The following is a 23994-nucleotide window of genomic DNA, read 5'->3' on the forward strand; positions in this document are numbered from 1 at the left end:
GTAATTTGCAATTGCAGGAAGGCTGCGGTATTTGTTGCGAGTGGATCGCAAATAGTGCGATCACCTGACCGGAGTACGCCCCCGTGCGAGACGCCGTTCTTTTCTCCCGCCGGCATTTTCCGGCCCTGATCCTCGCGCTCGCCCTTGCGGCGGGAGCAGTTCTGCCCGGCGCTGCGCCCGCCCGCGCCGCCGAGCCCTTCAAGGTGGTCACCACCTTCACCGTCATCGCCGACATGGCGAAGAACGTGGCGGGCAACGCGGCGCAGGTGGAGAGCATCACCAAGCCCGGCGCCGAGATCCACAATTACCAGCCGACCCCCGGCGACCTCATCAAGGCGCAGGGCGCGAACCTGATCCTCTGGAACGGCCTCAATCTCGAACTATGGTTCGAGAAGTTCTTCTCCCGCCTGAAGAACGTTCCGAGCGTGGTGGTCTCCGACGGCGTCGAGCCCATGGGCATTTCCGAGGGACCCTACAGCGGCAAGCCCAACCCGCACGCCTGGATGTCGCCCTCCGCCGCGCTGATCTACGTGGACAACATCGCCGCCGCTCTGGCCAAGTACGATCCGGCCAACGCCGCCACCTACAAGGCCAATGCGGAGGCCTACAAGGCGAAGATCACCGCCGCCATCGCCCCCATCCGCGCCGAGCTGGAGAAGGTCCCCGCCGACCGGCGCTGGCTGGTGACCAGCGAGGGCGCCTTCTCCTACCTCGCCCGCGACTTCGGCCTGAGGCAGCTCTATCTGTGGCCCATCAACGCCGACCAGCAGGGCACCCCGCAGCAGGTGCGCCGGGTGGTGGACCGGATGAAGGCCGACAACATCCCGGTGATCTTCTCCGAGAGCACCATCTCGGCCGAGCCGGCGAAGCAGGTGGCGCGGGAGACCGGCGCGAAATACGGCGGCGTGCTCTATGTGGACTCGCTCTCCGACGCCGCCGGGCCGGTGCCCACCTATCTCGATCTGCTCAAGGTGACGAGCGACACCATCGCCCAGGGCCTCACCGGAGGCGCCGCGCGATGAACGTTCCGGTGCCCCCCGGCCCGCTCGGCTCCGGTGTCGCCTCGGACAAGGCCGGCGCCGGCCTCCTCGTGGAGCACGTCACCGTCACCTATCGCAACGGCCACACCGCCCTGCGCGACGCGAGCTTCGCCATTCCCACCGGCACCATCACCGCGCTGGTGGGGGTGAACGGCTCGGGCAAGTCCACTTTGTTCAAGACCATCATGGGCTTCCTCAAGGCGGCGCGGGGCGAGGTGCGCATCCTCGGTCTGAGCGTCGCCGAGGCGCTGAAGCGCAACGTGGTCGCCTACGTGCCTCAGGCCGAGGAGGTGGACTGGACCTTCCCCGTGCTCGTCGAGGACGTGGTCATGATGGGCCGCTACGGCCACATGAATTTCCTGCGGATGCCCGGCCGCGCCGACCATGCGGCGGTGGAGGCGGCGCTCACCCGGGTGAACATGCTGGAGTTCCGCACCCGGCAGATCGGCGAGCTCTCCGGCGGCCAGAGGAAGCGCGTGTTCCTCGCCCGCGCGCTGGCGCAGGACGCGCGGGTCATCCTGCTGGACGAGCCCTTCACCGGCGTCGACGTGAAGACCGAGGACGCCATCATCGGCCTCCTGCGCGCCCTGCGCGACGAGGGGCGGGTGATGCTGGTCTCCACCCACAACCTCGGCTCGGTGCCGGAATTCTGCGACCGCACGGTTCTGGTGAAGGGCACAGTGCTCGCCTATGGCCTCACCTCCGAGGTGTTCACGCAGGTGAATCTCGAGAAGGCGTTCGGCGGCGTGCTGCGCCATTTCGTGCTGGACGAGAGCCACGCCACGACCCCCGGCACGCTGGGCGTGCTCACCGACGACGAGCGTCCCCTCGTCCTCTACAAGGACCGCCCCGCCCAGAGCGGCACCGCCGGCTCCTCCGAGGGGATCGGCTGATGGGGGTGACCCGAACCACCCTCGCGCCCCGGACAAGCGACAGCGCAGCTGGAGCGCTGAGCCGGGGCCCAGCGCGAGACTCCTGCGCAGCAGCCCCAATCCAGCGGCCTCCCGAGCAAGGCGCCTTCGGCATATCGTTGCGCTGGATCCCGGCTCTCCCTCCGCTGCGCTCGCGCTCCGCTGCGCTCGGCCGGGATACGGGCCGGCACCATGGGGCAACCCCATGAGCCTTCTGCTCGAGCCGTTTTCCTATTCCTACATGGTCAACGCCATGTGGGTGTCGGCGCTGGTGGGCGCGGTGTGCGCCTTTCTCTCCGCCTTCCTCATGCTGAAGGGCTGGTCGCTGATCGGCGATGCCCTGTCCCACGCCATCGTGCCGGGGGTGGCCGGCGCCTACATGCTGGGGTTGCCCTTCTCCATCGGCGCCTTCTTCTCCGGCGCGCTGGCGGCGGGGGCCATGCTGTTCCTGCAGGAGCGCACCAAGCTGAAGGAGGATGCGGTCATCGGGCTGATCTTCACCTCCTTCTTCGGCCTCGGCCTGTTCATGGTCTCGCTCTCGCCCACCTCGGTGAACGTGCAGACCATCGTGCTCGGCAACATCCTCGCCATCTCGCCCTCCGACACATTGCAGCTGGCCATCATCGGCTTCGTCTCGCTCGCCTTGCTGCTGGTGTTCTGGAAGGACCTGATGGTCACCTTCTTCGATGAGAGCCACGCCCGCTCCATCGGCCTCAACCCCACCTTTCTCAAGGTGATGTTCTTCACCCTGCTCTCCGCCTGCACGGTGGCGGCGCTGCAGACGGTGGGGGCCTTCCTCGTCATCGCCATGGTGGTGACGCCGGGCGCGACGGCCTATCTCCTCACCGACCGCTTCCCCCGCCTCATCGCCCTGTCAGTTGTCATCGGGGCGACGACCTGCCTTGTGGGCGCCTACGCCTCCTATTTCCTCGACGGGGCGACCGGCGGCATCATCGTGGTGCTGCAGACGGCCATCTTCCTTGCCGCCTTCGTCTTCGCCCCCAAGCACGGCCTCCTCGCCGCCCGGCGCAAGGCAGCCGCAGCGCTGAAGGAGGGGGGCGCCACATGAGCCTTCTCATCCCCTTCCAGTTCGACTTCATGCAGACGGCGCTGGTCATCGCCGCGCTGGTGGCGGTGCCCATGGCGCTGCTCTCGTGCTTCCTGGTGCTGAAGGGCTGGTCGCTGATGGGGGATGCGGTCTCCCACGCCGTGCTGCCGGGCGTGGTGCTGGCCTACATCGCCGGCCTGCCGCTGGCCTTCGGCGCGTTCGTGGCGGGCATGGTCTGCGCGCTCGGCACCGGCTATCTCAAGGCCAACAGCCGGGTGAAGGAAGACACCGTGATGGGCGTGGTCTTCTCCGGCATGTTCGGGCTGGGACTGGTGCTCTACACCAAGATCGAGACCGACGTTCACCTCGATCACATCCTGTTCGGCGACATCCTCGGCGTGACCTGGGGCGACATCGCCGAGAGCACGCTGATCTGCGGCCTGGTCGCCGTGGTGATCCTCGCCAAATGGCGCGACCTGCTGCTCCACGCCTTCGATCCGGCGCAGGCGAAAGCCGTGGGGCTCAACACCGGCCTCCTCCACTACGGGCTTCTGGTGATGCTGTCGCTCACCATCGTCGCGGCGCTGAAAGCCGTAGGCATCATCCTCGCCGTGGCGCTGCTCATCGCGCCGGGGGCCATCGCGTTTCTCGTAACGAAGCGCTTCGGCTGGATGCTGGTGGTGGCTGTTCTGGTGGCGGTCTGCTGCTCGCTGGCCGGCGTCTACCTCTCCTTCTTCCTCGACAGCGCGCCGGCCCCGACCATCGTGCTGCTGATGACGGGGGTGTTTGTGGCTGCGTTCGTGGGGGTCAAGGTGAGCGCGCGGCAAACCGAACACAGCCTGCCTTCCGCTTAAGCGCCAAGATCGAGCCTTCGGGCCCGCCGCCCAATCACCCTTGACGCCCCCCTGCCCTCAGGCGTAACCCCATCCGTGGGACACCTCCCCCCAACGGGAGGCGCCCATCTGTAAGGATGGACCACATGACGACGAATCCTGCTCCGGCCACGCGTCCGGAAAACCCCAATTTTTCCTCCGGCCCCTGCGCCAAGCGTCCCGGATGGACGCTGGAAGGCCTCTCGGACGCGCCGCTGGGCCGCTCGCATCGCGCCAAGGTCGGCAAGGCCAAGCTGAAGGAAGCCATCGACCTCACCCGTGAGGTGCTGGAAGTCCCGGCCGACTACCGCATCGGCATCGTCCCCGCCTCCGATACCGGTGCCGTGGAAATGGTGCTGTGGTCCGTGCTCGGCGCGCGCCCGGTGGACATGCTGGCCTGGGAAAGCTTCGGCGAGGGCTGGGTGACGGATGTCGTCAAGCAGTTGAAGCTCGAAGGCGCCCGCACGCTGACCGCCCCCTATGGCGAACTGCCGGACCTGAAAAGCGTCGATTTCACCCACGACGTGGTCTTCACCTGGAACGGCACCACCTCCGGCGTCATGGTGCCGGATGCGGACTGGATTCCGGCGGACCGCGAGGGGCTGACCATCTGCGACGCCACCTCGGCGGCGTTCGCCCAGAAGCTCGATTTCGCCAAGCTCGACGTGGTCACCTTCTCCTGGCAGAAGGCGCTCGGCGGCGAGGCGGCCCACGGCATGCTCATCCTCTCCCCCCGCGCGGTAGAGCGGCTCGAGACCTACAAGCCGGCGTGGCCCCTGCCGAAGATCTTCCGCATGACCAAGGGCGGCAAGCTCATCGAAGGCATCTTCGAGGGCGAGACCATCAACACGCCCTCCATGCTCTGCGTGGAAGACTATCTCGACGCGCTCAAGTGGGCGAAGAACATCGGCGGCCTGTCCGCGCTGCAGGAGCGCGCAAACCGCAATTTCGAGGCCGTCGCCCAGTGGGTGCATCGCACGCCGTGGGTGGACTTCCTCGCCACCGATCCGGTGACGCGCTCCAACACCTCGGTGTGCCTCAAGGTGGTGGATGCGGACGTGACCTCCCTGCCCGCCGACGCGCAGGCGGCCTTCGCCAAGGCCATCGCCTCGGGGCTTGAGAAGGGCGGCATCGCCTACGACATCGGCGCCTATCGCGACGCCCCTCCCGGCCTGCGCATCTGGTGCGGCTCGACGGTGGAACGGGCCGACGTGGAAGCCCTCACCCACTGGCTCGACTGGGCCTTCGCCGAGGCGAAGTCCGCGCTGCCCAAGGCGGCGTGAGATTTGGCGACGTGAGGCTGGCCGGGTAAGGCTGGCAGGCGGTTCGGCTGGGCGCACCGCGTCCCCTCTCCCCTTGCGGGAGAGGGTTAGGGTGAGGGGTAAGGCCCTCGCCGAAAGCGCCCATCCCGGTCCCCCGCCCCCTACCCCCAACCCCCAACCCCTCTCCCGCCCGAACTCGGCTATTGCCGAGTTCGGTTCGTGAAAGTCGAACTCAGCAACAGCCGAGTTCGAGGGGAAAGGGGAGGCCATCGGCAGAGGGCGAGCCTTAGGCCACGTCAGGCCAGCAGCGCCCCACCCCATTTTTCCTCCCCCGCAAGCGGGCGAGGTCCACGCCGGTGACGCGCGAACGACCGCGCATGCCCGGCCCATCCCATTCGCGAAACGGAGCCCAACCCATGGCACCCCGCGTCCTCATCTCCGACAAGCTTTCGCCCGCCGCCATCCAGATCTTCAAGGACCGCGGCGTCGAGGTGGATTTCCAGCCCGACCTCGGCAAGGACAAGGACAAGCTGGCCGAGATCATCGGCAATTATGACGGCCTCGCCATCCGCTCGGCCACCAAGGTGACGCCGAAGATCCTGGAGAAGGCAAACCGCCTCAAGGTCATCGGCCGCGCCGGCATCGGCGTCGACAACGTGGACCTGCCGGCCTCGACCGCCAAGGGCGTGATCGTGATGAACACGCCGTTCGGCAACTCCATCACCACCGCCGAGCATGCCATCGCCATGATGTTCGCCCTCGCCCGCGAGATCCCGGCGGCGGATGCCTCCACCCAGGCCGGCAAGTGGGAGAAGAACCGCTTCATGGGCGTCGAGGTGACGGGCAAGACCCTCGGCATCATCGGCTGCGGCAACATCGGCTCCATCGTCGCCGAGCGCGGCGTGGGGCTGAAGATGAAGGTCATCGCCTTCGACCCCTTCCTCTCGCCCGAGCGCGCCCTAGACCTCGGCGTGGAGAAGGTGGAGCTGGACGACCTGCTCGCCCGCGCCGATTTCATCACCCTGCACACGCCCCTCACCGAGAAGACCAAGAACATCCTCTCGGCCGAGAATCTCGCCAAGACCAAGAAGGGCGTGCGCATCATCAATTGCGCCCGCGGCGGCCTGGTGGACGAGGAGGCGCTGCGCGCGGCGCTCGATTCCAAGCACGTGGCCGGCGCCGCCTTCGACGTGTTCACCATCGAGCCGGCAGAGACCAACCCGCTGTTCGGCCATCCCAACGTGGTGTGCACGCCGCATCTCGGCGCCGCGACCACCGAGGCGCAGGAGAACGTCGCCCTGCAGGTGGCCGAGCAGATGAGCGACTATCTCCTCACCGGCGCCATCTCCAATGCGGTGAACTTCCCCTCCATCACCGCGGAAGAGGCGCCCAAGCTGAAGCCTTTCGTCGAGCTTGCGGAAAAGCTCGGCTCCTTCGCCGGCCAGCTCACCGACACCGACATTAAGACCGTGCGCATCACCTATGAGGGTGCCGTTGCGGCGCTGAAGGTGAAGGCGCTCACCTCCGCCGCGGTCGCCGGCCTGCTGCGGCCGGTCCTCGCCGACATCAACGTGGTCTCGGCGCCGTCCGTCGCCAAGGAACGCGGCGTCATCGTCGAGGAGACCACCCGCGCCGCCACCGGCGACTATGACAGCCTCATCACCCTCACCGTGGTGACCGAGAGCTACGAGCGCTCGATCGCCGGCACCGTCTTCGCTGACGGGCGTCCGCGCATCGTCGCCATCAAGGGCATCAAGGTGGATGCCGAGTTCGCGCCCTCCATGATCTACGTGACCAACGAGGACAAGCCCGGATTCATCGGCCGCTTCGCCGGCCTTTTGGGCGACGCGGGCGTGAATATCGCCACCTTCGCCCTCGGCCGCGACCATGCGGGCGGCGATGCCATCGCGCTGGTTGCGGTGGACGGCGCGGTGCCGGGCGAGGTGCTCGCCAAGGTGCAGCAGCTGGAGCAGGTGAAGCAGGCGAAGGCGCTCGCCTTCTGAGCGCGCCCGCATCGCCGAGAGTGCCGACGGCCGCCTCCGGGCGGCCGTTCGTGCATCAGGCGGCCTTGCGCCGCGCCCGGGCCGATAGGGTGGCGAGGGCGATGCCGGTGATGACCAGCGCATAGCCCGCGAAATGGTACCAGGCCATCTCTTCTCCAAGGAAGATGATGGCGAGGGCCGTGCCGAACACCGGCAGCAGGTGCAGGAAGGGCGCCGCGGCGTTTGCCCCCACCAGTTCCACCCCACGGTTGAAGAACAGATAGGCGACGAGCGAGGGACCGGTCATCACGTAGGCGAGGGTGGCGAAGGTGACGTGGTCGAGGGGCAGATACTTGCCCTGCGAGGCTTCCCACAAGGCGAACGGGATCAGCAGCAGCGAGCCCAGCGCCATGATGGAGCTGAGGAACGACAACGGCCCGAGCGGCGGGCGGTTGCGCAGGATGGTGGCGTAGAAGGCGTAGATGACCAGCGCCACGATGATCCACACGTCGCCGACGTTGGGCTTCAGGTGGAGGAAGGTGTCGAGGTCGCCGTGGCTGATGATGAGCAGCACGCCGGCCATCGAGGTGACGACGCCCGCCATCTGGCCGAGGCCGAGGCGCTCGCGGAACAGCACGAAGCTCCACACCGCCACCAGCAGCGGCGCCGTGGACTGCACCAGCAGCCCGTTGACCGCCTGGGTGTATTGCAGGCCGTAATAGCTCATGGCGTTGTAGGAGGCGATGCCGGTGGCCGCGAGTAGCGTCAGCATGGGCAGCGAGCGGCGGATGACGGGCCAGTCGCGGGAGATCTGCTTCCAGGCGAAGGGCAGCAGGATCAGCGTCGCCCCCATCCAGCGCACCATGGCGAGGGTCGCGGGGGGCACGTGGCCCGCCACGTAGCGTCCCACCACCAGATTGATGGCCCACAGCAGGGCCACGCAGGTGAGCAGCACATAAGGGGCGTTGTAGAGGGAAAATCCGCGGGGACGGACAAAGGGGGCTGGCATGCTTCCTCTCGCGACGCGACCACGCGGCCGCACCCGTCGGGGAGCGCGCCCCGACCGGGACCGGTCAGGCGATGCGTGCTCCATCTTCACGTCAGAGAACGATCAGACCGGCCAAGCGATGCAAGAGAGATGCAGCACGGGATGCCGTTGTCCGGATCGCGCTCCAGGACCTGCCGCCGGGCCGCCCGTCCCCATTCTTGCGTGACGGCCCGCGCGCGTTCCCCCTGTACCTTCTCGGCGCGGCCAAGGGAAATCGTTTCTCGCAGCCCCAGTCATCACCATTGGTGATGCGTTCGGCGCGCGCGGCGGATCAGCGGCCGAGAAGGCGGGGGAGCGTTCCGTCCTGGATGAGCTGGTAGCCGGTGGGATTGTCGGCGCACAGGCCGCCGCCGCACTCGATCACCGTCGACAGGCCGTTGGCCAGGGCGAGCAGCAGCACCAGCACGATCGCCGCGCCGCCGAGCCACGGCCGGTGCGCCGGGGCGCCGGCGGCCGGGCGCTCGAACTGGCCGTCGAACAGCATCAGGATCGCCGATCCGGTCACGGTGACGATGAAAAGCGTCAGTGCCCAGGCGTAGAAATGGAGCCCCAGGAATGCATCGCCATAGGCCCCTTCGCCGGGAATGATGTGCAGCAGCGTCTGGCGCAGCGACACCGCCCCGCCCGCCAGCGACGACAGGATCATGATGGCGTAGTGGGAGGGCCGGGGGCCGAACTTGACGTTCATGGCCAGCCCCACCGCTACCCCGAGGAAGCCCGCCCGCTGCAGGATGCAGAGCGGGCACGGCAGGTCGTTGAAGACGAACTGGTCGAAGAAGGCGGCAAGCAGCACCGCGGCCACCGCGAGCAGCCCGAGGGCGTTCAGCAGGCGGAAGCGCTCGGGGTGGGGAAGGTCGCGATAGGCGAGCGAGGGGGCCGTCATGCCGGCCTCACAGCGCGATGCGCAGGGGATCGGTGGCGTGCATCCTGAAGAGCACGAGCATGGCCGCCATGGAAAGAAGCCACAGCACCAGCGCGATGGACCGCCGGCCGGCCATGGTTGCCCCCAGAGCGAGGAAGACCCCGAAGAACGGAAGCGACATCATGGCCAAGGCCCCCACGGCGGCGGATGGCGCGGTCCACGCCACCCGACTCAGCCCGCGTTCAGGCTAGCCGAGGGCCGCCCATGGGTCACGCTGCGACGCGGAACTGCGCCCGATTGCCGGAGGGGTCCGCCACCGTGATGGTGCCCGAGCCGTCGCGCTGGTAGGCGAGGCCGGCGGCGGAGAGCCGTCCGGCCAGCGCCTCCAGCTCATCGTCCGGGAGCTGAAGCGTGACATGGCCCAGCCCCGCCGTGCCCTCAGGCGGCACCGGCGCACCGGCGGACTGCCAGACGTTGAGGCCCACGTGGTGATGATAGCCGTCGGCGCTGACGAACAGGGCGCCCGGATAGCGCGCCATGATGGCGAGGCCCACCGTGTCCACCCAGAAGCGCCGGGCCGCATCCAGGTCGGAGACCTTGAGATGCACGTGCCCCATGTCGGTCGCCGCCGGCGCCGGGCCGCCCGCCGCGCCGGCTTCGCGGGCGAGCGCGTTGAGATCGAGGGGCAGGGTCTTCATGGCGATGGAGCCGTCCGGCTCCAGCGGCCATTCCGCCGGGGGGCGGTCGCGATAGATTTCGACGCCATTGCCGTCCGGATCATCCACATAGAGCGCCTCGCTCACCAGATGGTCGGAGGCGCCAATGCGCAGGCCCGCGCCGTGCAGCGCGAGGAGGCGCGCGGCGAGGCTGTCCCGGTCGGGCACGCGGATCGCCATGTGGAAAAGCCCGGGCGCACGGCGCGGCGCGGGCGCGGCGTCCGGCCGGCGGACGATCTCCACCAGTGCCCGGTCGCCGGCGCCCAGCACCAGCGTCTCGCCCTCCGCCATTAAATCGAGGCCGACGGCGTCGCGATAGAAGGGCAAAAGCCGCGCGGGATCCCGGCCGACGAGGCGGACAGCGCCGAGGGTGAGATGGCGAAGCGCGCCCGCGCGCGGCTCGGGCGGGGTGAGGTGAAGCGCAGCATCGGCCACGGTGAAGCTCCCTTGCAGGCACGCCGATGACTTTCGGCGCGCTGGCGTTGCTTCAAATATGGATGATGGCTTGCGCCCGTGCCATTGCACCTGCGCAAGACGTCACCTGCACCCTCGCACCGCCGGGCGGCGCGATGGGTCGTATAAGGATTTGGGGACCAGACCTTGGCGGCAGCCCCGGCACCGGTGTCACGCCGCCTTCTGGGCCTCGCGATCCACGATGGTCACGATGTCCGCCATGATGCGGTTGAGCTCGAAATTCTTCGGCGTGTAGACGGCGGCGACGCCGAAGCCCTTCAGCTGGGCCTCGTCCTCCGGCGGGATGATGCCGCCCACCACCACCGGCACGTCGGAGAGCCCTTCCGCCCGCAGCCGCTCCATCACGTCGCGCACCAGCGGCACGTGGGAGCCGGAGAGGATGGAGAGGCCGATGACGTGGACGCTCTCCTCCAGCGCGGCATTGACGATCTCGGCGGGGGTCAGGCGAATGCCCTCGTAGACCACCTCCATCCCGCAGTCGCGGGCGCGGACGGCGATCTGCTCGGCGCCGTTGGAATGGCCATCGAGTCCCGGCTTGCCCACCAGGAACTTGATGCGCCGTCCGAGCTTCTCGGACACCGCATCCACATTCTTGCGCACCTCGTCGAGGCCCTGTGTGTCCACGCGGGCGGCGCGGCCGACGCCGGTGGGGGCGCGGTATTCGCCGAACACCTCGCGCAGGCAGGTACCCCATTCGCCGGTGGTGATGCCGGCCTTGGCGCAGACGATGGAGGGCTCCATGATGTTGCGGCCTTCCTGCGCCGCGCTCTTCAGCGCCGCGAGGGCCGCCTCCACCGCCTTGGGGTCGCGGGCGGCGCGCCAGGCCTTGAGGCGCTCGATCTGCTCGGGCTCCACATGCTCGGGCACGGTGAGGATGGCGCCTTCCCCCGTCGTCAGGGGCGAGGGCTCGGTCTCGGTCCAGCGGTTGACGCCGACCACCACCTGTTCGCCGCGTTCGATCGCTTCCAGCCGCCGGGTGTTGCTCTCCACCAGCTGCTGCTTCATGTAGGAATTCTCGATGGCTGCCACGGCGCCGCCCATGGCGTCGATGCGCGCGAGCTCGGCGCGGGCCTCCTCCTTCAGCTCCTCCACCTTCCTGGCGATCTCGGTGGAGCCGTCGAAGATGTCGCCATAGTCGAGGAGGTCGGTCTCGTAGGCCACCACCTGCTGCATGCGCAGCGACCATTGCTGGTCGAAGGAGCGCGGCAGGCCCAGCGCCTCGTTCCAGGCCGGCAGTTGAACGGCGCGGGCACGGGCCTTCTTGGAGAGGGTGACGGCCAGCATCTCCAGGAGGATGCGGTAGACGTTGTTCTCCGGCTGCTGCTCGGTGAGGCCGAGGGAGTTCACCTGCACGCCGTAGCGGAACAGCTTCTGCTTGGCGTCGGTGATGCCGTAGCGGTTGACGCAGATCTCGTCCCAGAGGTCCACGAACGCGCGCATCTTGCACATCTCAGTGATGAACCGCATGCCGGCGTTCACGAAGAAGGAGATGCGCCCCACCACCTCGCCAAACACGGCGCCTTCTGCCTCGCCGGACTTCTTCACCGTGTCGAGGATGGCGATGGCATTGGCCAGCGCGAAGGCCAGCTCCTGCACCGGCGTCGCCCCGGCTTCCTGCAGATGGTAGGAGCACACGTTCATCGGGTTCCACCGGGGCAGATGCTCGGTGGTGAAGATGATGGTGTCCTTGGTGAGCCGCATGGAGGGCGCGGGCGGGAACACATAGGTGCCGCGCGAGAGGTATTCCTTGATGATGTCGTTCTGCGTCGTCCCCTGGAGCTTGGAGCGGTCCGCCCCCTGTTCGTCGGCGGTGGCGATGTAGAGCGCCAGCAGCCACCCGGCGCACGCGTTGATGGTCATCGACGTGTTCATCTCGGCAAGCGGGATGCCGTCGAACAGGGTGCGCATGTCGCCGAGGTGGGAGATGGGCACGCCAACCTTCCCCACCTCGCCGCGGGCGAGGGGATGGTCGGAATCGTAGCCGGTCTGGGTCGGCAGGTCGAAGGCGACGGAGAGGCCGGTCTGCCCCTTGGCGAGGTTGGAGCGATAGAGCTTGTTGGATTCCGCGGCGGTGGAGTGCCCCGCATAGGTGCGGAAGAGCCAGGGTTTGTCGCGCACCGCCATGTCCTCATCCCCATCGGTCGATTTTGCGTGTTTGGCGCGATTGTGCGTCGCAATGCGCGCGCCGTCGATGGGAAATTTTTCCAATGCGAGCGGCCAAAATGAGCGCCCGCGGGGATCCCAGGCCCGCGCGGATGCACATCGTCGCCGGCCGGCCGGGCATGGCACGCCCTGAAGGCGGCCATGCCCGCGGATCTACCGCTTCACCAGGGAGATCACGAACAAGAGGATGATGGCGCCAACGGTGGCGGAGATGATCTGGCCGAACAGGCCGCCCACCACGAAGACGCCGCCGAACAGGAAGCCGCCGATGATGGCGCCGACGATGCCCACGGCGATGTTGCCCAGAAGGCCGAAGCCGTAGCCCTGGAAAATCTGCCCCGCCAGGAAGCCGGCGACGGCGCCCACGATGATCATCCAGATGATGTTCATTCTGCTCTCCCATCCCCATTTTCCGCCGGACCGCCGCACGAGTCGCTGGCGTCAAGCGGAGCCGTCACTGTAGCCGGCCGGCGGCGGCGCGGAAATGACGACTTGGGTTGAGACGCGCCACCCCGCGGGTACAACTCGACGCGCGTCTTCCCGCAGCGCGGTACGGGTCCCGAGGTCGTGTGCGACGGGGCTATCGCCTTAGAATTTTTCTCTGCTACGCTGCAATGCGAGATGGACCCCAACGACGTGACCGAACGGTCCCCGGAGAGGAGAGGACAACCACATGGCCCAGACGGCAGCCGCCAACACGAACGAGGGTTCCTTGAAGGACCTTTATGAGCTCGGCGAGATCCCGCCGCTCGGCCACGTGCCCGCCAAGATGTATGCCTGGACCATCCGCCGCGAGCGCCACGGGCCGCCGGAAGAGTCCTTCCAGCTGGAGGTGGTGCCCACCTGGGAGCTGGGCGAGAACGACGTGCTGGTTCTCGTGATGGCGGCGGGCGTCAACTACAACGGCATCTGGGCGGGCCTCGGCCAGCCCATCTCCCCCTTCGACGTGCACAAGGCCCCCTTCCACGTGGCCGGCTCCGATGCCTCGGGCATCGTCTGGGCCGTGGGCTCCAAGGTGAAGCGCTGGAAGGTGGGCGACGAGGTGGTCGTCCACTGCAATCAGGACGACGGCGACGACGAGGAGTGCAACGGCGGCGACCCGATGTTCTCCCCCTCCCAGCGCATCTGGGGCTACGAGACGCCGGACGGCTCCTTCGGCCAGTTCTGCCGGGTGCAGGCGCGCCAGCTCATGCCGCGTCCCAGGCACCTGACCTGGGAGGAGAGCGCCTGCTACACCCTCACCATGGCCACCGCCTACCGCATGCTGTTCGGCCACCCGCCGCACACGGTGAAGCCGGGTGACTACGTGCTGGTGTGGGGCGCCTCGGGCGGCCTCGGCGTGTTCGGCGTCCAGCTCGCCGCCGCCTCCGGCGCGCACGTGATCGGCGTCATCTCGGACGAGACCAAGCGCGACTACGTGCTCGGCCTCGGCGCCAAGGGCGTCATCAACCGCAAGGACTTCAAGTGCTGGGGCCAGCTGCCCACGGTCAACTCGCCGGAATACAACGAGTGGCTGAAGGAAGCCCGCAAGTTCGGCAAGGCCATCTGGGACATCACCGGCAAGCGCGACGTGGACATCGTGTTCGAGCATCCGGGCGAGAGCACCTTCCCGGTCTCGACCCTGGTGGGCAAGCGCGGCGGCATGATCGTGTTCTGCGCCGGCACTACCGGTTTCAACATCACCTTCGACGCCCGCTATGTGTGGATGCGCCAGAAGCGCATCCAGGGCTCGCACTTCGCCCACCTCAAGCAGGCCTCCGCCGCCAACAACTTCATCATCGACCGGCGCGTGGACCCGTGCATGTCGGAAGTGTTCCCCTGGGATCGCATCCCCGAGGCGCACACCAAGATGTGGAAGAACCAACACGCCCCCGGCAACATGGCCGTGCTCGTCAACTCGCCCCGCACCGGTCTTCGCACCTACGAGGACGTGCTGGAGGCCTGCGAGAAGAAGTGACCCGCGCCGCGGGACGCGAGCCATTTGCGCGTCCCGCGGGTCCGCTCCTTAGAACCGGTGACGCGCTGGGCGGGATGGGCACGGTGAGGCAGTCGCGCGGACCCTGCTCTTGCGCGCCGGCCCATCCCGCGCCAGTGTCCGCGGGGCGCGGCGCGCGGGAGAGCGGCCATCTACCGGAATGATTTCAAGACCTTGCAACTGTTCGTCGCGGTCTGCGAGCTGAACAGCCTGTCGCGCGCCGCCGAGCGCATGTGCATCGCGCCCTCGGCCGCGACCCGCCGCATCCAGCTGCTGGAGCACGACGCCCACACGCCGCTGCTGGACCGCACGCCCCACGGGGTGCAGCCCACGGCGGCCGGTCAGACCTTCCTGCGCTTCGCAAGGGAAATCCTCCATCTGGTGGATCGCGCCGACCACCTCCTCAACGAATATGAATCCGGCCTGCGCGGCTATGTGCGGGTCGCGTCGTCCAGCTCGGTGCTGCTGTCGCGCCTCGCCTTCGATCTGTCCCGCTTCGCCGCCGCCCATCCCGACATCAAGCTCGACCTCGACGAGCGCGACACCGAGGCGACGCTGGAGATGGTGCGCAGCAAGCAGGCCGACATCGGCCTGGTGGTGAGCGGTGCCGACACCCAGCCGCTGGAAACCTTCCCGTTCGGCGGCGACCGGCTGGTGCTGGGCGTGCCGCTCTCCCATCCTTTGGCGCACCACGACAAGCTGCGCTTCGTGGATTTCATCGGCGAGGATTTCGTCAGCCTCGGCCACGGCACCGCGGTGCGCCGCATCCTCGCGGAGCAGGCGCGCCTGCTGGGCGCGCCCCTCAAGGTCCGGGTACAGGCGGCAAGCTTCGAGGCCATGGCCCTCATGGCGAGCCAGGGCCTCGGCATCGGCGTGCTGCCCGAGCCGGCTCTGCGGCCGGTCAAGGCGGCCTATGGGCTCAAGGGGATCGAAATCGACGAGCCCTGGGCGGTGCGAAATTTTGTGCTGTGCGTGCGCCAGGTGCCTGAATTGGACCCACCGGCCCAAAGACTGCTGTCGTTTCTGCTCACGGCCTGACCAATTCGAATTTTGCGAATAGGCATTGACTTAATTCGCCTTTATCGACCCCTCCCCGAGTGAAATCCTTTCATCCCGACGACACGCCGCCGCTCCCGGCGCAGGGATGAAAACCGTTGGAACAGCCTTTCCGCGCCGGATGGTTCGATCTCGCGCCGGCCACCCGATCCGCCGAAATCGGTCGCTGCGCGGCGGCCGCAGCGGCGATGGGGCCACGCCTCAACGCCACGGTCTGCCTGTCCCCGGCACGCCGCGCCCCCTCCGGCCCGCTGATGGGCATGCCCTACGTCACCAAGGACATCTTCGACCGCGCCGCCCGCCGGGCCGAATGGGGCGGCTGCCGCACGCCGGGCCCGGCCGAGGAAGACGCCGCCATCCTGCACCGCCTCGATGCGGCCGGCGGCTGCGAGGTCGCCGTCACCTCCCTGAGCGCCCTTGCCTACGAGCCCTCCGGCTACAATGCGACGCTCGGCCGGACCCGCAATCCCTGGCATCCGGGCATCGTCAGCGGCGGCTCGTCGAGCGGCTCGGCGGTGATGGTCGCCACCGGCGCCGCCTATCTCGGCGTCGGCTCGGACACCGGCGGCTCGGTTCGCGTACCGGCCGCCTGCTGCGGCATCGTCGGCCTCAAGCCCGGGTGGGGCATCCTGCCCGACGCCGGGGCCATGCCGCTGGCGCCGAGCCTCGACGTGATCGGCTTCATGGCACGCCGCGCCGGCGACCTGCTGCGGGTGTGGAGCGCGCTCACCAGCGCCGCCGATGTCAGCGCCATCCGGGCGCTGGCCGTTCTGGATAACGCCGTCTCCCCCGCCGCGGAGCCGGTGCGCCGCGCGCTGCTGGAGGCGCTGGGCGTGCTGGACCGCGCCGGCATCCGCCACGCGGCGGTGGACTGCACCGACCTCATGGCCGCGGCGGATGCCGCCGCCCTTACCATCATGCAGGCCGAGGCCGCCCGCATCCACGGCACGCGGGGGTCGGACGCCGAGCCGGCTGACCCCGCCCTGATGCGGCGGATCGGCAAGGGGCTCGCCATTTCCGACGCTGCGCTGGCGGCCGCGCGGGACGAGCAACCGCGCCTGCGCGATGCCTTCCTGACGGCGCTGGGCGGCGCCGACGCCGCCGTGCTGCCGGTGATGCCCTTTCCCACCCCGCTCGCCAGCGCGGTCGATCCCCGCGACGCGGACTTCGCCCCGCGCACGCTCTACGCCATGACCAGCCTGACCCGCTTCGTGAACGCCCTTGGCCTGCCGGCCATCGCGCTTCCCGTCGGCTTCGACCGTCGCGGAACGCCACTGGCGATGCAGGTGATCGGCCGCCCCGGCGGCGAGATGGCGCTGCTGCGCCTCGCCGCCACCTACCAGAGCCTCACACGGTGGGACGAGCGCCGCCCGCCCGTCTGCACCGGGGCATCCCTCGAGGCGCGATGCGCATGACCATGGTCGACCCCCTCCTCGCCCTCGCGCACCTGCGCATCATCGACCTGACGCGGGTGCGCGCCGGGCCGACCTGCTGCCGGATCTTCGCCGATTTCGGCGCCGACGTGATCCAGGTGGAAGCCCCGCCGGGCGCCGACCCCAACCCCAACGTGGTGGGCCCGCGGCTCGGCGCCGACTTCCAGAACCTCCACCGCAACAAGCGCTCCATCGCTCTCAATCTGAAGACGCCGCAGGGTCTCGCCATCCTGATGGAGCTGGTGAAGACGGCCGACGTCGTGGTGGAGAATTTCCGCCCCGACGTGAAGGAGCGTCTGGGCTTCTCCTACGAAGCCCTCGCCGCGGTGAACCCTCGCATCATCCTCGCGTCCATCTCGGGGTTCGGCCAGTCCGGCCCCTACCGTAAGCGCGCCGGCTACGACCAGATCGCCCAGGGCATGGGCGGCATGATGAGCATCACCGGCGAGAAGGGCGGCGGCCCCATGCGGGCGGGCATCCCGGTGGCGGACAGCTCCGCCGGCAATTACGCGGCCATCGGCATCCTCGTGGCGCTGGCCGAGCGCGCGCGCTCCGGCAAAGGGCAGTGGGTGCAGACCTCCCTGCTCCAGGCGATGATCGCCATGACCGACTTCCAGGCGGCGGGCTATCTGGTGGAAGGCCGGGTGCCGCGCGCCATGGGCAACGACCATCCCTATTCCACGCCCATGGGCGTGCTGCCCACCGCCGACGGCCACATCAACATCGGGGTGGGCGGCGAGGCGCAATGGGCCGACCTGTGCCAGGCCATCGGCCGCGCTGACCTCAAGGACCATCCCGACTATGCGGTGCAGGACCTGCGCCTGCGCCACCGCGCGGCGCTGATGGCGGAGCTTGCTGCCATCTTCGCCACCCGCACCTCACGCGCGTGGATCGACCTGCTTGCGCGGCACAACGTGCCGGCGGGGCCGATCTACGCCATGGACGAGGTATTCGCCGATCCGCAGGTGGAGCACGTGCAGATGGCGGCGCCCCTCGCCCATGCGCAGCTCGGCGACATCCGCCTCGTGGCCACCCCCATCACCCTCTCCCGCACGCCGGCCTCGGTCCGCCGGGCGGCGGCGGAGCCGGGCGGGGATTCGGCGGAGATCCTGGCGGAGATCGGCATCAGCGCCGAGGAGAGGGAGCAGCTGCGGCACGCCGGCGTGATCTGAACGCGCGCCACCCACGATCCGGCCTGGCTGCTCGCCATCCCGGAAACCCGCGAAAGAGATGCAACGGGATGAGACTGGACGCACGCAAGAGGAACCTGCTCCTCATCATGCCGGCCACCATCTGGCTGCTGGTCTTCGCCGTGGCGCCGGTGGTGCTTCTCTTCGCCATGTCCTTCTGGACGTCGAGCATCTTCGGCACGACGCCGGACCTCACTTTGGACAATTACCGGGTCATCCTGGACGACCCCATCTATTTCAGGGTCCTTCTCCAGACGCTGCGCATCGCGGTGACGGTGACGGTGCTGTCGCTCCTCATCTCCTACCCCATGGCCTATTTCCTCGCCACGCGGCCGGCCGCGGTGAAGGGCACCTACCTGGTGCTGCTCTTCCTGCCGTTCTGGTCGAGCTACGTGGTGCGCACCTTCGTCTGGCTGCCCATGCTGGGCCGCACCGGCCTCGTGAACGCGGTGCTGCTCCATCTCGGCATCATCAGCGAGCCGCTCGACTGGCTGCTCTACACCGAGGGCACCACCCATGTGGCGCTGGTCTATGTCTACACGCTGTTCATGGTGCTGCCGATCTACCTGTCCCTGGACCGCATCGACCCCAAGCTGATCGAGGCCGCGGCGGATCTCGGCGCGGGTCCGTGGCGCACCTTCCGCCGCGTGGTGCTGCCGCTCTCCATGCCCGGCGTGCTGTCGGGCTGCATCATGGTGTTCCTGCTGGCCTGCGGCGCCTACGTGACGCCCCAGCTGGTGGGCGGCACCACGGGCATCATGTTCGGCAACGTGATCGCGCCCCAGTACACCGTGACCAACAACTGGGCGCTGGGCGCCGCCTTGTCGGTGGTGCTGATCGTGGTCGTCACCCTCTGCCTCGTCCTGTTCGGCCGCAAGGTGCGGCTCAACGACGTGTTCATCGGAGGCTGACATGAGCACCGCGACACGCGCCGATCTCGCCGCCGAGGCCGCCCCTCCCGCCGACACCGCGGGGCGCATCCGCCGCGCGGTGCTCGCCGCCTATGCCGGCCTGTTCTACGTGGTGCTGTACCTTCCCATCCTCCTGCTGCTGGTGCTGTCCTTCAACGAGTCCCAGACAATCGGCCTGCCCATGAAGGGCGCGACGCTGCGCTGGTACGGCGAGGTGTTCGGATCGCAGAAGATGCTCGCCTCCATCGCCAATTCGGTGATGCTGGGCATCGCCAGCGCGCTCATCGCCACGGTACTGGCGCTGATGCTGGCCATGGGCTTCCGGCAGGACTTCCCCTTCAAGGGCCTGCTGATGAAGATCATCCTGCTGCCGATCCTCATTCCGGGCATCGTCGGCGGCATCATCTATCTGATCTTCTTCGGCTACGCGGAAATCCCGTTCGGCGTGTGGACCACCGCCCTGCCGGTGCACGTCACCTGGGTGCTGCCGTTCGCCTTCCTCACGTTGTTCCCGCGGCTGCACGGCTTCGACCGCAGCATCGAGGAGGCCGCCGCCGATCTCGGCGCCCGCCCCTTCACCGCCTTCCGGCGCATCGTCTTCCCCGTCATCAAGCCGGGCGTGGTGGCGACCCTCATGTTCGCCTTCACCCTCTCCTTCGACGAGTTCATCCGCACCCTGTTCTCCATCGGCAGCCAGCGCACGGTGCCGGTGCATCTGTGGGCGCTCCTGTCCGACCAGATGGCGCCGTTCCTGCCGGCGGTGGGCGTGGTGATCATGGTGATCTCGATGCTGGTCTCCCTCGCCGGATTTGCCGCCTCCGCCCGCGCCGACCGGCCGCGCCGCTGACTTCACAAGAACCAACCAGAGGACAAGCCATGACCCACGAGAAGGACTTCCTTCATCTGCCCCGGCTGAGCCGGCGCACCGTCCTCGGCGGAGCCGCGGCCATGGTGGCCGGCGCCGGTCTGCGCACGCCCGCCTTCGCCCAGTCCGGCGAGATCACCGCCCTCATGGTCAACGCCATGCTCGGCCCGACGCTGAAGCCCATCGCGGAGGAGCAGTCGAAGGTGAAGATCAGCGAGGGCGCGTTCATGTCCGGCACCGACACGGTGTCGCGCCTGACCGCCCCGGGCGGGGCGCGCTACGACCTGATGAACAGCTCGTTCGCCTTCTCCCGGCCGGTGGTCATGGGCGCCAAGGCGGGGCAGGAGCGCGTCCAGCCCATCGACCTGTCGCTGATCCCCAACATGAAGAACATCAACGCCCCGTCCAAGGCCGGCATCGGCGAGCGCGACGGCAAGGTCTATATGGTGCCGCACAGCTGGGGCTTCGATTCCATCCTCTACAACCGCACCGTCGTGCCGGACGACGACCCCTACACCCAGTCCTGGTCGCTGCTGTTCGAGGACAAATATGCCGGCCGCATCGGCTGGTGGGACGTGGCGCACCAGATGCTCATGGCGGCCGGGCTGTATCTCGGCCACGCCGAGCCGGAGAAGATGGACCGCAACCAGCTCAACGAGGTGGCCAAGTTCCTCATCGCCAAGAAGAAGAACGTCCGCACCTTCTATTCCACCTTCGCCCAGGGCTCGAACCTGCTCGCCAACGGCGAGATCGACGTGTGCTACGGCATCGCGCCCATGCGCAACGAGCTGCAGAAGCGCGGCTACAACATCACCGGCGCCTGGCCGAAGGAGGGCGTGCTCTCCCTCATCAACGCCTCCTACATTCCGAAGGACTGCAAGAATGTGGAGGGCGCCCACGCGGTCATCAACGCCATGATCGGCGAGGCCTACTCGCGGGCGCTCACCGAGGGCTGCGGCTATCTCTCGGCCACCACCTTCGGCGACGAGAACATGACGCCGGACCAGCGCAAGCGCTACGGCTACGGCATGTTCGACGGCACCGTGAAGCATTACCAGCTCGAGTTCCCGACCAACATGAACATGTGGATCGAGACCTGGAGCCGGGTGAAGAGCGCCGCATGACCGACGCTCTTGCCATGCCCTTCACCGCGGCGGCGGTCGGCGAGAATGCCTCGGCGCACGCTCCCCGGGACATCGCCGTGTCCCTCAGGGGCATCGGCAAGACCTTCCAGGGCACGACGGCCCTGGAAGCCGCCACGCTCGACATCCGCAAGGGGGAGTTCTTCTCCCTCCTCGGCCCCTCCGGCTGCGGGAAGACCACGCTGCTGCGCATCATCGGCGGGTTCGAGCATCCGACCCGCGGCGAGCTCCTCATCGGCGGCAAGCCCATGCTGGACCGCCGGCCGTTCGAGCGGCGCACCAACATGGTGTTCCAGCACGGCGCGCTGTTCCCCCACCTCACGGTGGCCCAGAACATCGCCTTCGGGCTGGAGATGAGCCGCCAGCCCCGCGCCACCATCGACCGGCGCGTGGCGGAGGCCCTCGAGATGGTACGCCTCGCCGATTTCGGCGGGCGCGGCATCGACCAATTGTCCGGCGGCCAGCGCCAGCGCGTCGCCCTCGCCCGCGCGCTGGTGAACGACCCCGAGGTGCTGCTGCTGGACGAGCCCCTCAGCGCGCTCGACCTGAAGCTCCGCCTGCAGATGCAGGACGAGTTGAAGCGGCTGCACCGGGAGATCGGCGGCACCTTCGTCTTCGTCACCCACGACCAGGGCGAGGCCATCTCCATGTCGGACCGCATCGCGGTGATGAGCCGCGGCCGCATCGAGCAGGTGGGCGCCCCGCGCGACATCTACGAGCAGCCCGCGAGCCGCTTCGTCGCCGAATTTATGGGCCATTCCAACTTCTACGAGGGCACCGTTTCCCTCAACCCGCCGGAAGGGGCCGGCGAAGTGACGATCCGCGGCACGCCCTTCTCCTGCCGCGTCCCGCCGGCCTTCGCGGTGGGCAGTCCCGTGTTCGTGGCGCTGCGCTTCGAGCGGGTGGAGGTGGTGGCGGCCGAGGCCTCCGGCGGCGGCATGGAGGGGACGCTGGTGGAGGAGACCTATCTGGGCCCGACCATCCAGCGCACCGTCGACCTCGGCGCCATGGGCCAGATCATCTCCGACACCGCCAACAACGGCCGCGAGGCGCCTCTCGGCGCGGGCGCTCGGGTGCGCGTGCGCTGGACCCCCGACAGCCCCACCCTCCTTGCCCCGTGACGGGCCTTTCCAGCCGGAGACCGCTGCCGTGACGGGCCTGTCCATCAATCACTACATCGCGCCGCCCGGCTATGCGCTGGAGCGCTTCCTGGACGATTGCGCGGCCGCCGGCGCCACCGGCGTGGGGCTCACCGAACGCGCACTGGAGGAGGCCGCTCTGCCCGATCTCAAGCGCATGCTGGACGATCGGGGCCTTGCGGTGACTTCCGTCAACAGCGCCGGCTTCTTCCTGTGGGGCGATGCGGCGCGCGCGCAGCGGCAGCTGGCCATCAATGCCGCGCTGATCGATGCGGCGGCGGTGCTGTCCGCCGGCACGCTCGTCACCATCGGCGGCGGCCTTGCCGACCTCGGGACGGAGCGGCCCGGCGACCTCGCGCGCACCCGCCGCGCCGTCGATGCGGCCCTGCCGGAGCTTTGCGCGGCGGCCGCGGCGCGCGGCGTGCGCCTGGGGCTCGAGACCATGCATCCCATCCGCATCGCCACCAAGTCCACGGTGAACACGCTGACCCAGGCCGAGGCCCTGTGCGCCGCACATCCCGGGCTCGGCTTCGTCCTCGATGTCTTCCATTCCTGGTGGGACCCGGACCTGGAGTCCGTGCTCGCCCGCTCCATCGCGCAGCTGACCCTGGTGCAGCTCACCGGTGTCGCCCAGCCGAGCGATCCCGCCTTGCTGCCGTCCCGATGCCCGCTCTCGCAGGGCCGCGTGGACACCGCCGACCTGCTGCGCCTCCTGGTGCGGTGCGGCTATGGCGGGGCCTACGAGTTCGAGCTGTTTGCCCACGATCTTGCGGGCGCGAGCGTCGCGGATGCGATCCGCCGCGCCGTGGACGATTTCGCCGCGCTGGCTGCGGCCTGAGGACATCCCATGACGATCATGATTACCGGCGGCTCCGGCTTCGTCGGCCTCAACATCACATCGGCCCTGCTGGCGCGGGGCGAGAGCGTTGTGCTGTTCGGCCCAGCGGCCCCGCCGGCCGCCGCCGCGGCCGATCTCGCACGCCTGCCGGGGCGCCTTACGGTGGTTCCGGGCGATGTCTGCGCGCGGTCCGACGTCGTCGATGCGCTCAAGGCGCATGGCGTGACCCGCATCGTCCATGCCGCCGCCATCACCGCCGGCATCGATAGAGAAAGCCGCGCCGCGCGCACCATCGCCGAGGTCAATCTGGGCGGCACCATCGACGTGCTGGAGGCGGCCCTCGCCTGCGGCATCCGGCGCGTGGTTCAGCTCGGGACCGGCTCGGTCTATGGCGCCGCGGAGGCGGGCGTGGAGAAGCTCGACGAAAGCGACCCGCCGGTGCCGGAGACGCTCTACGGCATCACCAAATACGCCGCCGAGCGGGTGGCCGTGCACTATCGCCGGACCCGCGGCCTCGATGTGGTGGTGGGCCGTCTCGGCGTCGTCTTCGGCCGCTGGGAATACGACACCGGCGTGCGCGACACCCTGAGCGTGCCGCTCCAGCTGCTCCATCGCGCCCGCGCCGGGGAAACGGCGGTGTTCCGGCCCGGCCTGCCCGATGACTGGGTCTATGCCGCCGACATTGCCGACGCGGTTGCCGCCTTGCTCGACGCCCCTGCCCCGGCCCATGACGTCTACCATCTCGCCACCGGCGGGCGTTGGTCCCTGCTGGACTGGTGCGAGCGGCTCAAGGCGGCGCTTCCCGGCTTCACCTACGAGATGACGGACGATGCGGCGCGCCACAATGTCGGCACCGCCGCCCCCCTCGCCCGGCCGCCGTTCCGCGTGGAGCGTCTCGCCGACGACATCGGATTTCGCGCCCGCTTCGGCCCGGCCGAGGCCTTCGCGGACTATCTCGCGTGGTACCGCGAGGCCTCGCCCGCGGCCGCCTGACGCCGCGGCCGCGCCGCGCATCATCACACAACATGCCCGGCGGGCGCGCCCTGTTTCGCCCGGGCGCATCGGGA

Annotated in this window: 22 protein-coding genes; 16 read left to right on the forward strand and 6 right to left on the reverse strand. The window is 68.7% G+C overall.

Annotation, left to right across the window (positions count from 1 at the left end; all coding sequences use genetic code 11):
• The first annotated feature begins 125 nt into the window (after window positions 1-125).
• The 6 genes from ABLE93_RS03900 (at window position 126) to serA (ending at window position 7136) form a co-directional block, all read left to right on the forward strand.
• Complete coding sequence (locus tag ABLE93_RS03900) at window positions 126-1022, forward strand: metal ABC transporter substrate-binding protein (protein ID WP_348838475.1); 897 nt, start codon at window positions 126-128, stop codon at window positions 1020-1022.
• A complete protein-coding gene (locus ABLE93_RS03905; protein ID WP_348838035.1) occupies window positions 1019-1933 on the forward strand; it encodes a manganese/iron ABC transporter ATP-binding protein in 915 nt (304 codons plus the stop codon). The genes ABLE93_RS03900 and ABLE93_RS03905 overlap by 4 nt, the downstream gene beginning before the upstream one ends.
• A gap of 223 nt (window positions 1934-2156) precedes the next feature.
• Window positions 2157-3020, forward strand: a complete 864-nt coding sequence (locus ABLE93_RS03910; RefSeq protein WP_348838037.1) for a metal ABC transporter permease — start codon at window positions 2157-2159, stop codon at window positions 3018-3020.
• On the forward strand, window positions 3017-3853 hold the full coding sequence (locus ABLE93_RS03915) for a metal ABC transporter permease (RefSeq protein WP_348838039.1): 837 nt from the start codon (window positions 3017-3019) through the stop codon (window positions 3851-3853). The genes ABLE93_RS03910 and ABLE93_RS03915 overlap by 4 nt, the downstream gene beginning before the upstream one ends.
• A gap of 125 nt (window positions 3854-3978) precedes the next feature.
• The gene (locus ABLE93_RS03920) at window positions 3979-5154 is read left to right on the forward strand and encodes a phosphoserine transaminase (protein WP_348838040.1); all 1176 of its coding nucleotides are present in this window, start codon (window positions 3979-3981) and stop codon (window positions 5152-5154) included.
• Between the two features lie 395 nt (window positions 5155-5549).
• Window positions 5550-7136 carry a phosphoglycerate dehydrogenase gene (gene serA / locus ABLE93_RS03925; protein ID WP_348838042.1) on the forward strand — a complete coding sequence of 529 codons (1587 nt, stop codon included), beginning with the start codon at window positions 5550-5552 and terminating at the stop codon, window positions 7134-7136.
• Window positions 7137-7191: 55 nt separating this feature from the next.
• On the opposite strand, the gene ABLE93_RS03930 is transcribed toward serA, so the two are convergent.
• The 6 genes from ABLE93_RS03930 to ABLE93_RS03955 all read right to left on the reverse strand — a co-directional run bounded on the left by ABLE93_RS03930 (window position 7192) and on the right by ABLE93_RS03955 (window position 12768).
• Window positions 7192-8124, reverse strand: coding sequence for a DMT family transporter (locus ABLE93_RS03930; protein WP_348838043.1), 933 nt, complete (start codon window positions 8122-8124; stop codon window positions 7192-7194).
• Between the two features lie 310 nt (window positions 8125-8434).
• Complete coding sequence (locus ABLE93_RS03935; RefSeq protein WP_348838044.1) at window positions 8435-9046, reverse strand: disulfide bond formation protein B; 612 nt, start codon at window positions 9044-9046, stop codon at window positions 8435-8437.
• A gap of 7 nt (window positions 9047-9053) precedes the next feature.
• Window positions 9054-9209 carry a DUF5993 family protein gene (locus tag ABLE93_RS03940; protein WP_348838045.1) on the reverse strand — a complete coding sequence of 52 codons (156 nt, stop codon included), beginning with the start codon at window positions 9207-9209 and terminating at the stop codon, window positions 9054-9056.
• Window positions 9210-9294: 85 nt separating this feature from the next.
• Window positions 9295-10176, reverse strand: a complete 882-nt coding sequence (locus ABLE93_RS03945) for a VOC family protein (RefSeq protein WP_348838046.1) — start codon at window positions 10174-10176, stop codon at window positions 9295-9297.
• A 189-nt stretch (window positions 10177-10365) separates the two neighbouring features.
• Window positions 10366-12339, reverse strand: a complete 1974-nt coding sequence (locus ABLE93_RS03950) for a methylmalonyl-CoA mutase family protein (protein ID WP_348838047.1) — start codon at window positions 12337-12339, stop codon at window positions 10366-10368.
• Between the two features lie 192 nt (window positions 12340-12531).
• Entirely contained in the window at window positions 12532-12768 is a 237-nt protein-coding gene (locus tag ABLE93_RS03955; protein ID WP_348838048.1) for a GlsB/YeaQ/YmgE family stress response membrane protein, read from the reverse strand.
• Between the two features lie 283 nt (window positions 12769-13051).
• Here ABLE93_RS03955 and ccrA point away from each other — a divergent pair, with 283 nt between their 5' ends.
• The 10 genes from ccrA (at window position 13052) to ABLE93_RS04005 (ending at window position 23920) form a co-directional block, all read left to right on the forward strand.
• Complete coding sequence (ccrA, locus tag ABLE93_RS03960) at window positions 13052-14335, forward strand: crotonyl-CoA carboxylase/reductase (RefSeq protein ID WP_348838049.1); 1284 nt, start codon at window positions 13052-13054, stop codon at window positions 14333-14335.
• Between the two features lie 192 nt (window positions 14336-14527).
• Window positions 14528-15391 carry a LysR family transcriptional regulator gene (locus ABLE93_RS03965; protein WP_348838051.1) on the forward strand — a complete coding sequence of 288 codons (864 nt, stop codon included), beginning with the start codon at window positions 14528-14530 and terminating at the stop codon, window positions 15389-15391.
• A gap of 116 nt (window positions 15392-15507) precedes the next feature.
• Window positions 15508-16824, forward strand: coding sequence for an amidase (locus ABLE93_RS03970; RefSeq protein WP_348838052.1), 1317 nt, complete (start codon window positions 15508-15510; stop codon window positions 16822-16824).
• A complete protein-coding gene (locus ABLE93_RS03975; protein ID WP_348838053.1) occupies window positions 16821-18014 on the forward strand; it encodes a CaiB/BaiF CoA transferase family protein in 1194 nt (397 codons plus the stop codon). Before ABLE93_RS03970 ends, ABLE93_RS03975 begins: the two co-directional genes overlap by 4 nt.
• Window positions 18015-18082: 68 nt before the next feature.
• Window positions 18083-18943 carry an ABC transporter permease gene (locus tag ABLE93_RS03980; protein ID WP_348838054.1) on the forward strand — a complete coding sequence of 287 codons (861 nt, stop codon included), beginning with the start codon at window positions 18083-18085 and terminating at the stop codon, window positions 18941-18943.
• 1 nt (window position 18944) lies between these two features.
• Window positions 18945-19790 carry an ABC transporter permease gene (locus ABLE93_RS03985; protein WP_348838055.1) on the forward strand — a complete coding sequence of 282 codons (846 nt, stop codon included), beginning with the start codon at window positions 18945-18947 and terminating at the stop codon, window positions 19788-19790.
• Between the two features lie 29 nt (window positions 19791-19819).
• The gene (locus ABLE93_RS03990) at window positions 19820-20932 is read left to right on the forward strand and encodes an ABC transporter substrate-binding protein (RefSeq protein WP_348838056.1); all 1113 of its coding nucleotides are present in this window, start codon (window positions 19820-19822) and stop codon (window positions 20930-20932) included.
• Window positions 20929-22071, forward strand: coding sequence for an ABC transporter ATP-binding protein (locus ABLE93_RS03995; RefSeq protein WP_348838057.1), 1143 nt, complete (start codon window positions 20929-20931; stop codon window positions 22069-22071). Before ABLE93_RS03990 ends, ABLE93_RS03995 begins: the two co-directional genes overlap by 4 nt.
• 28 nt (window positions 22072-22099) lie before the next feature.
• Window positions 22100-22927: a sugar phosphate isomerase/epimerase family protein gene (locus ABLE93_RS04000; protein ID WP_348838058.1), complete on the forward strand. Its 828-nt coding sequence runs from the start codon at window positions 22100-22102 to the stop codon at window positions 22925-22927.
• A 9-nt stretch (window positions 22928-22936) separates the two neighbouring features.
• Entirely contained in the window at window positions 22937-23920 is a 984-nt protein-coding gene (locus tag ABLE93_RS04005) for an NAD-dependent epimerase/dehydratase family protein (protein WP_348838059.1), read from the forward strand.
• Window positions 23921-23994: the final 74 nt, after the last annotated feature.

The sequence above is a fragment of the Xanthobacter pollutisoli genome (genome assembly GCF_040044995.1).
Classification (GTDB): Bacteria; Pseudomonadota; Alphaproteobacteria; order Rhizobiales; family Xanthobacteraceae; genus Xanthobacter.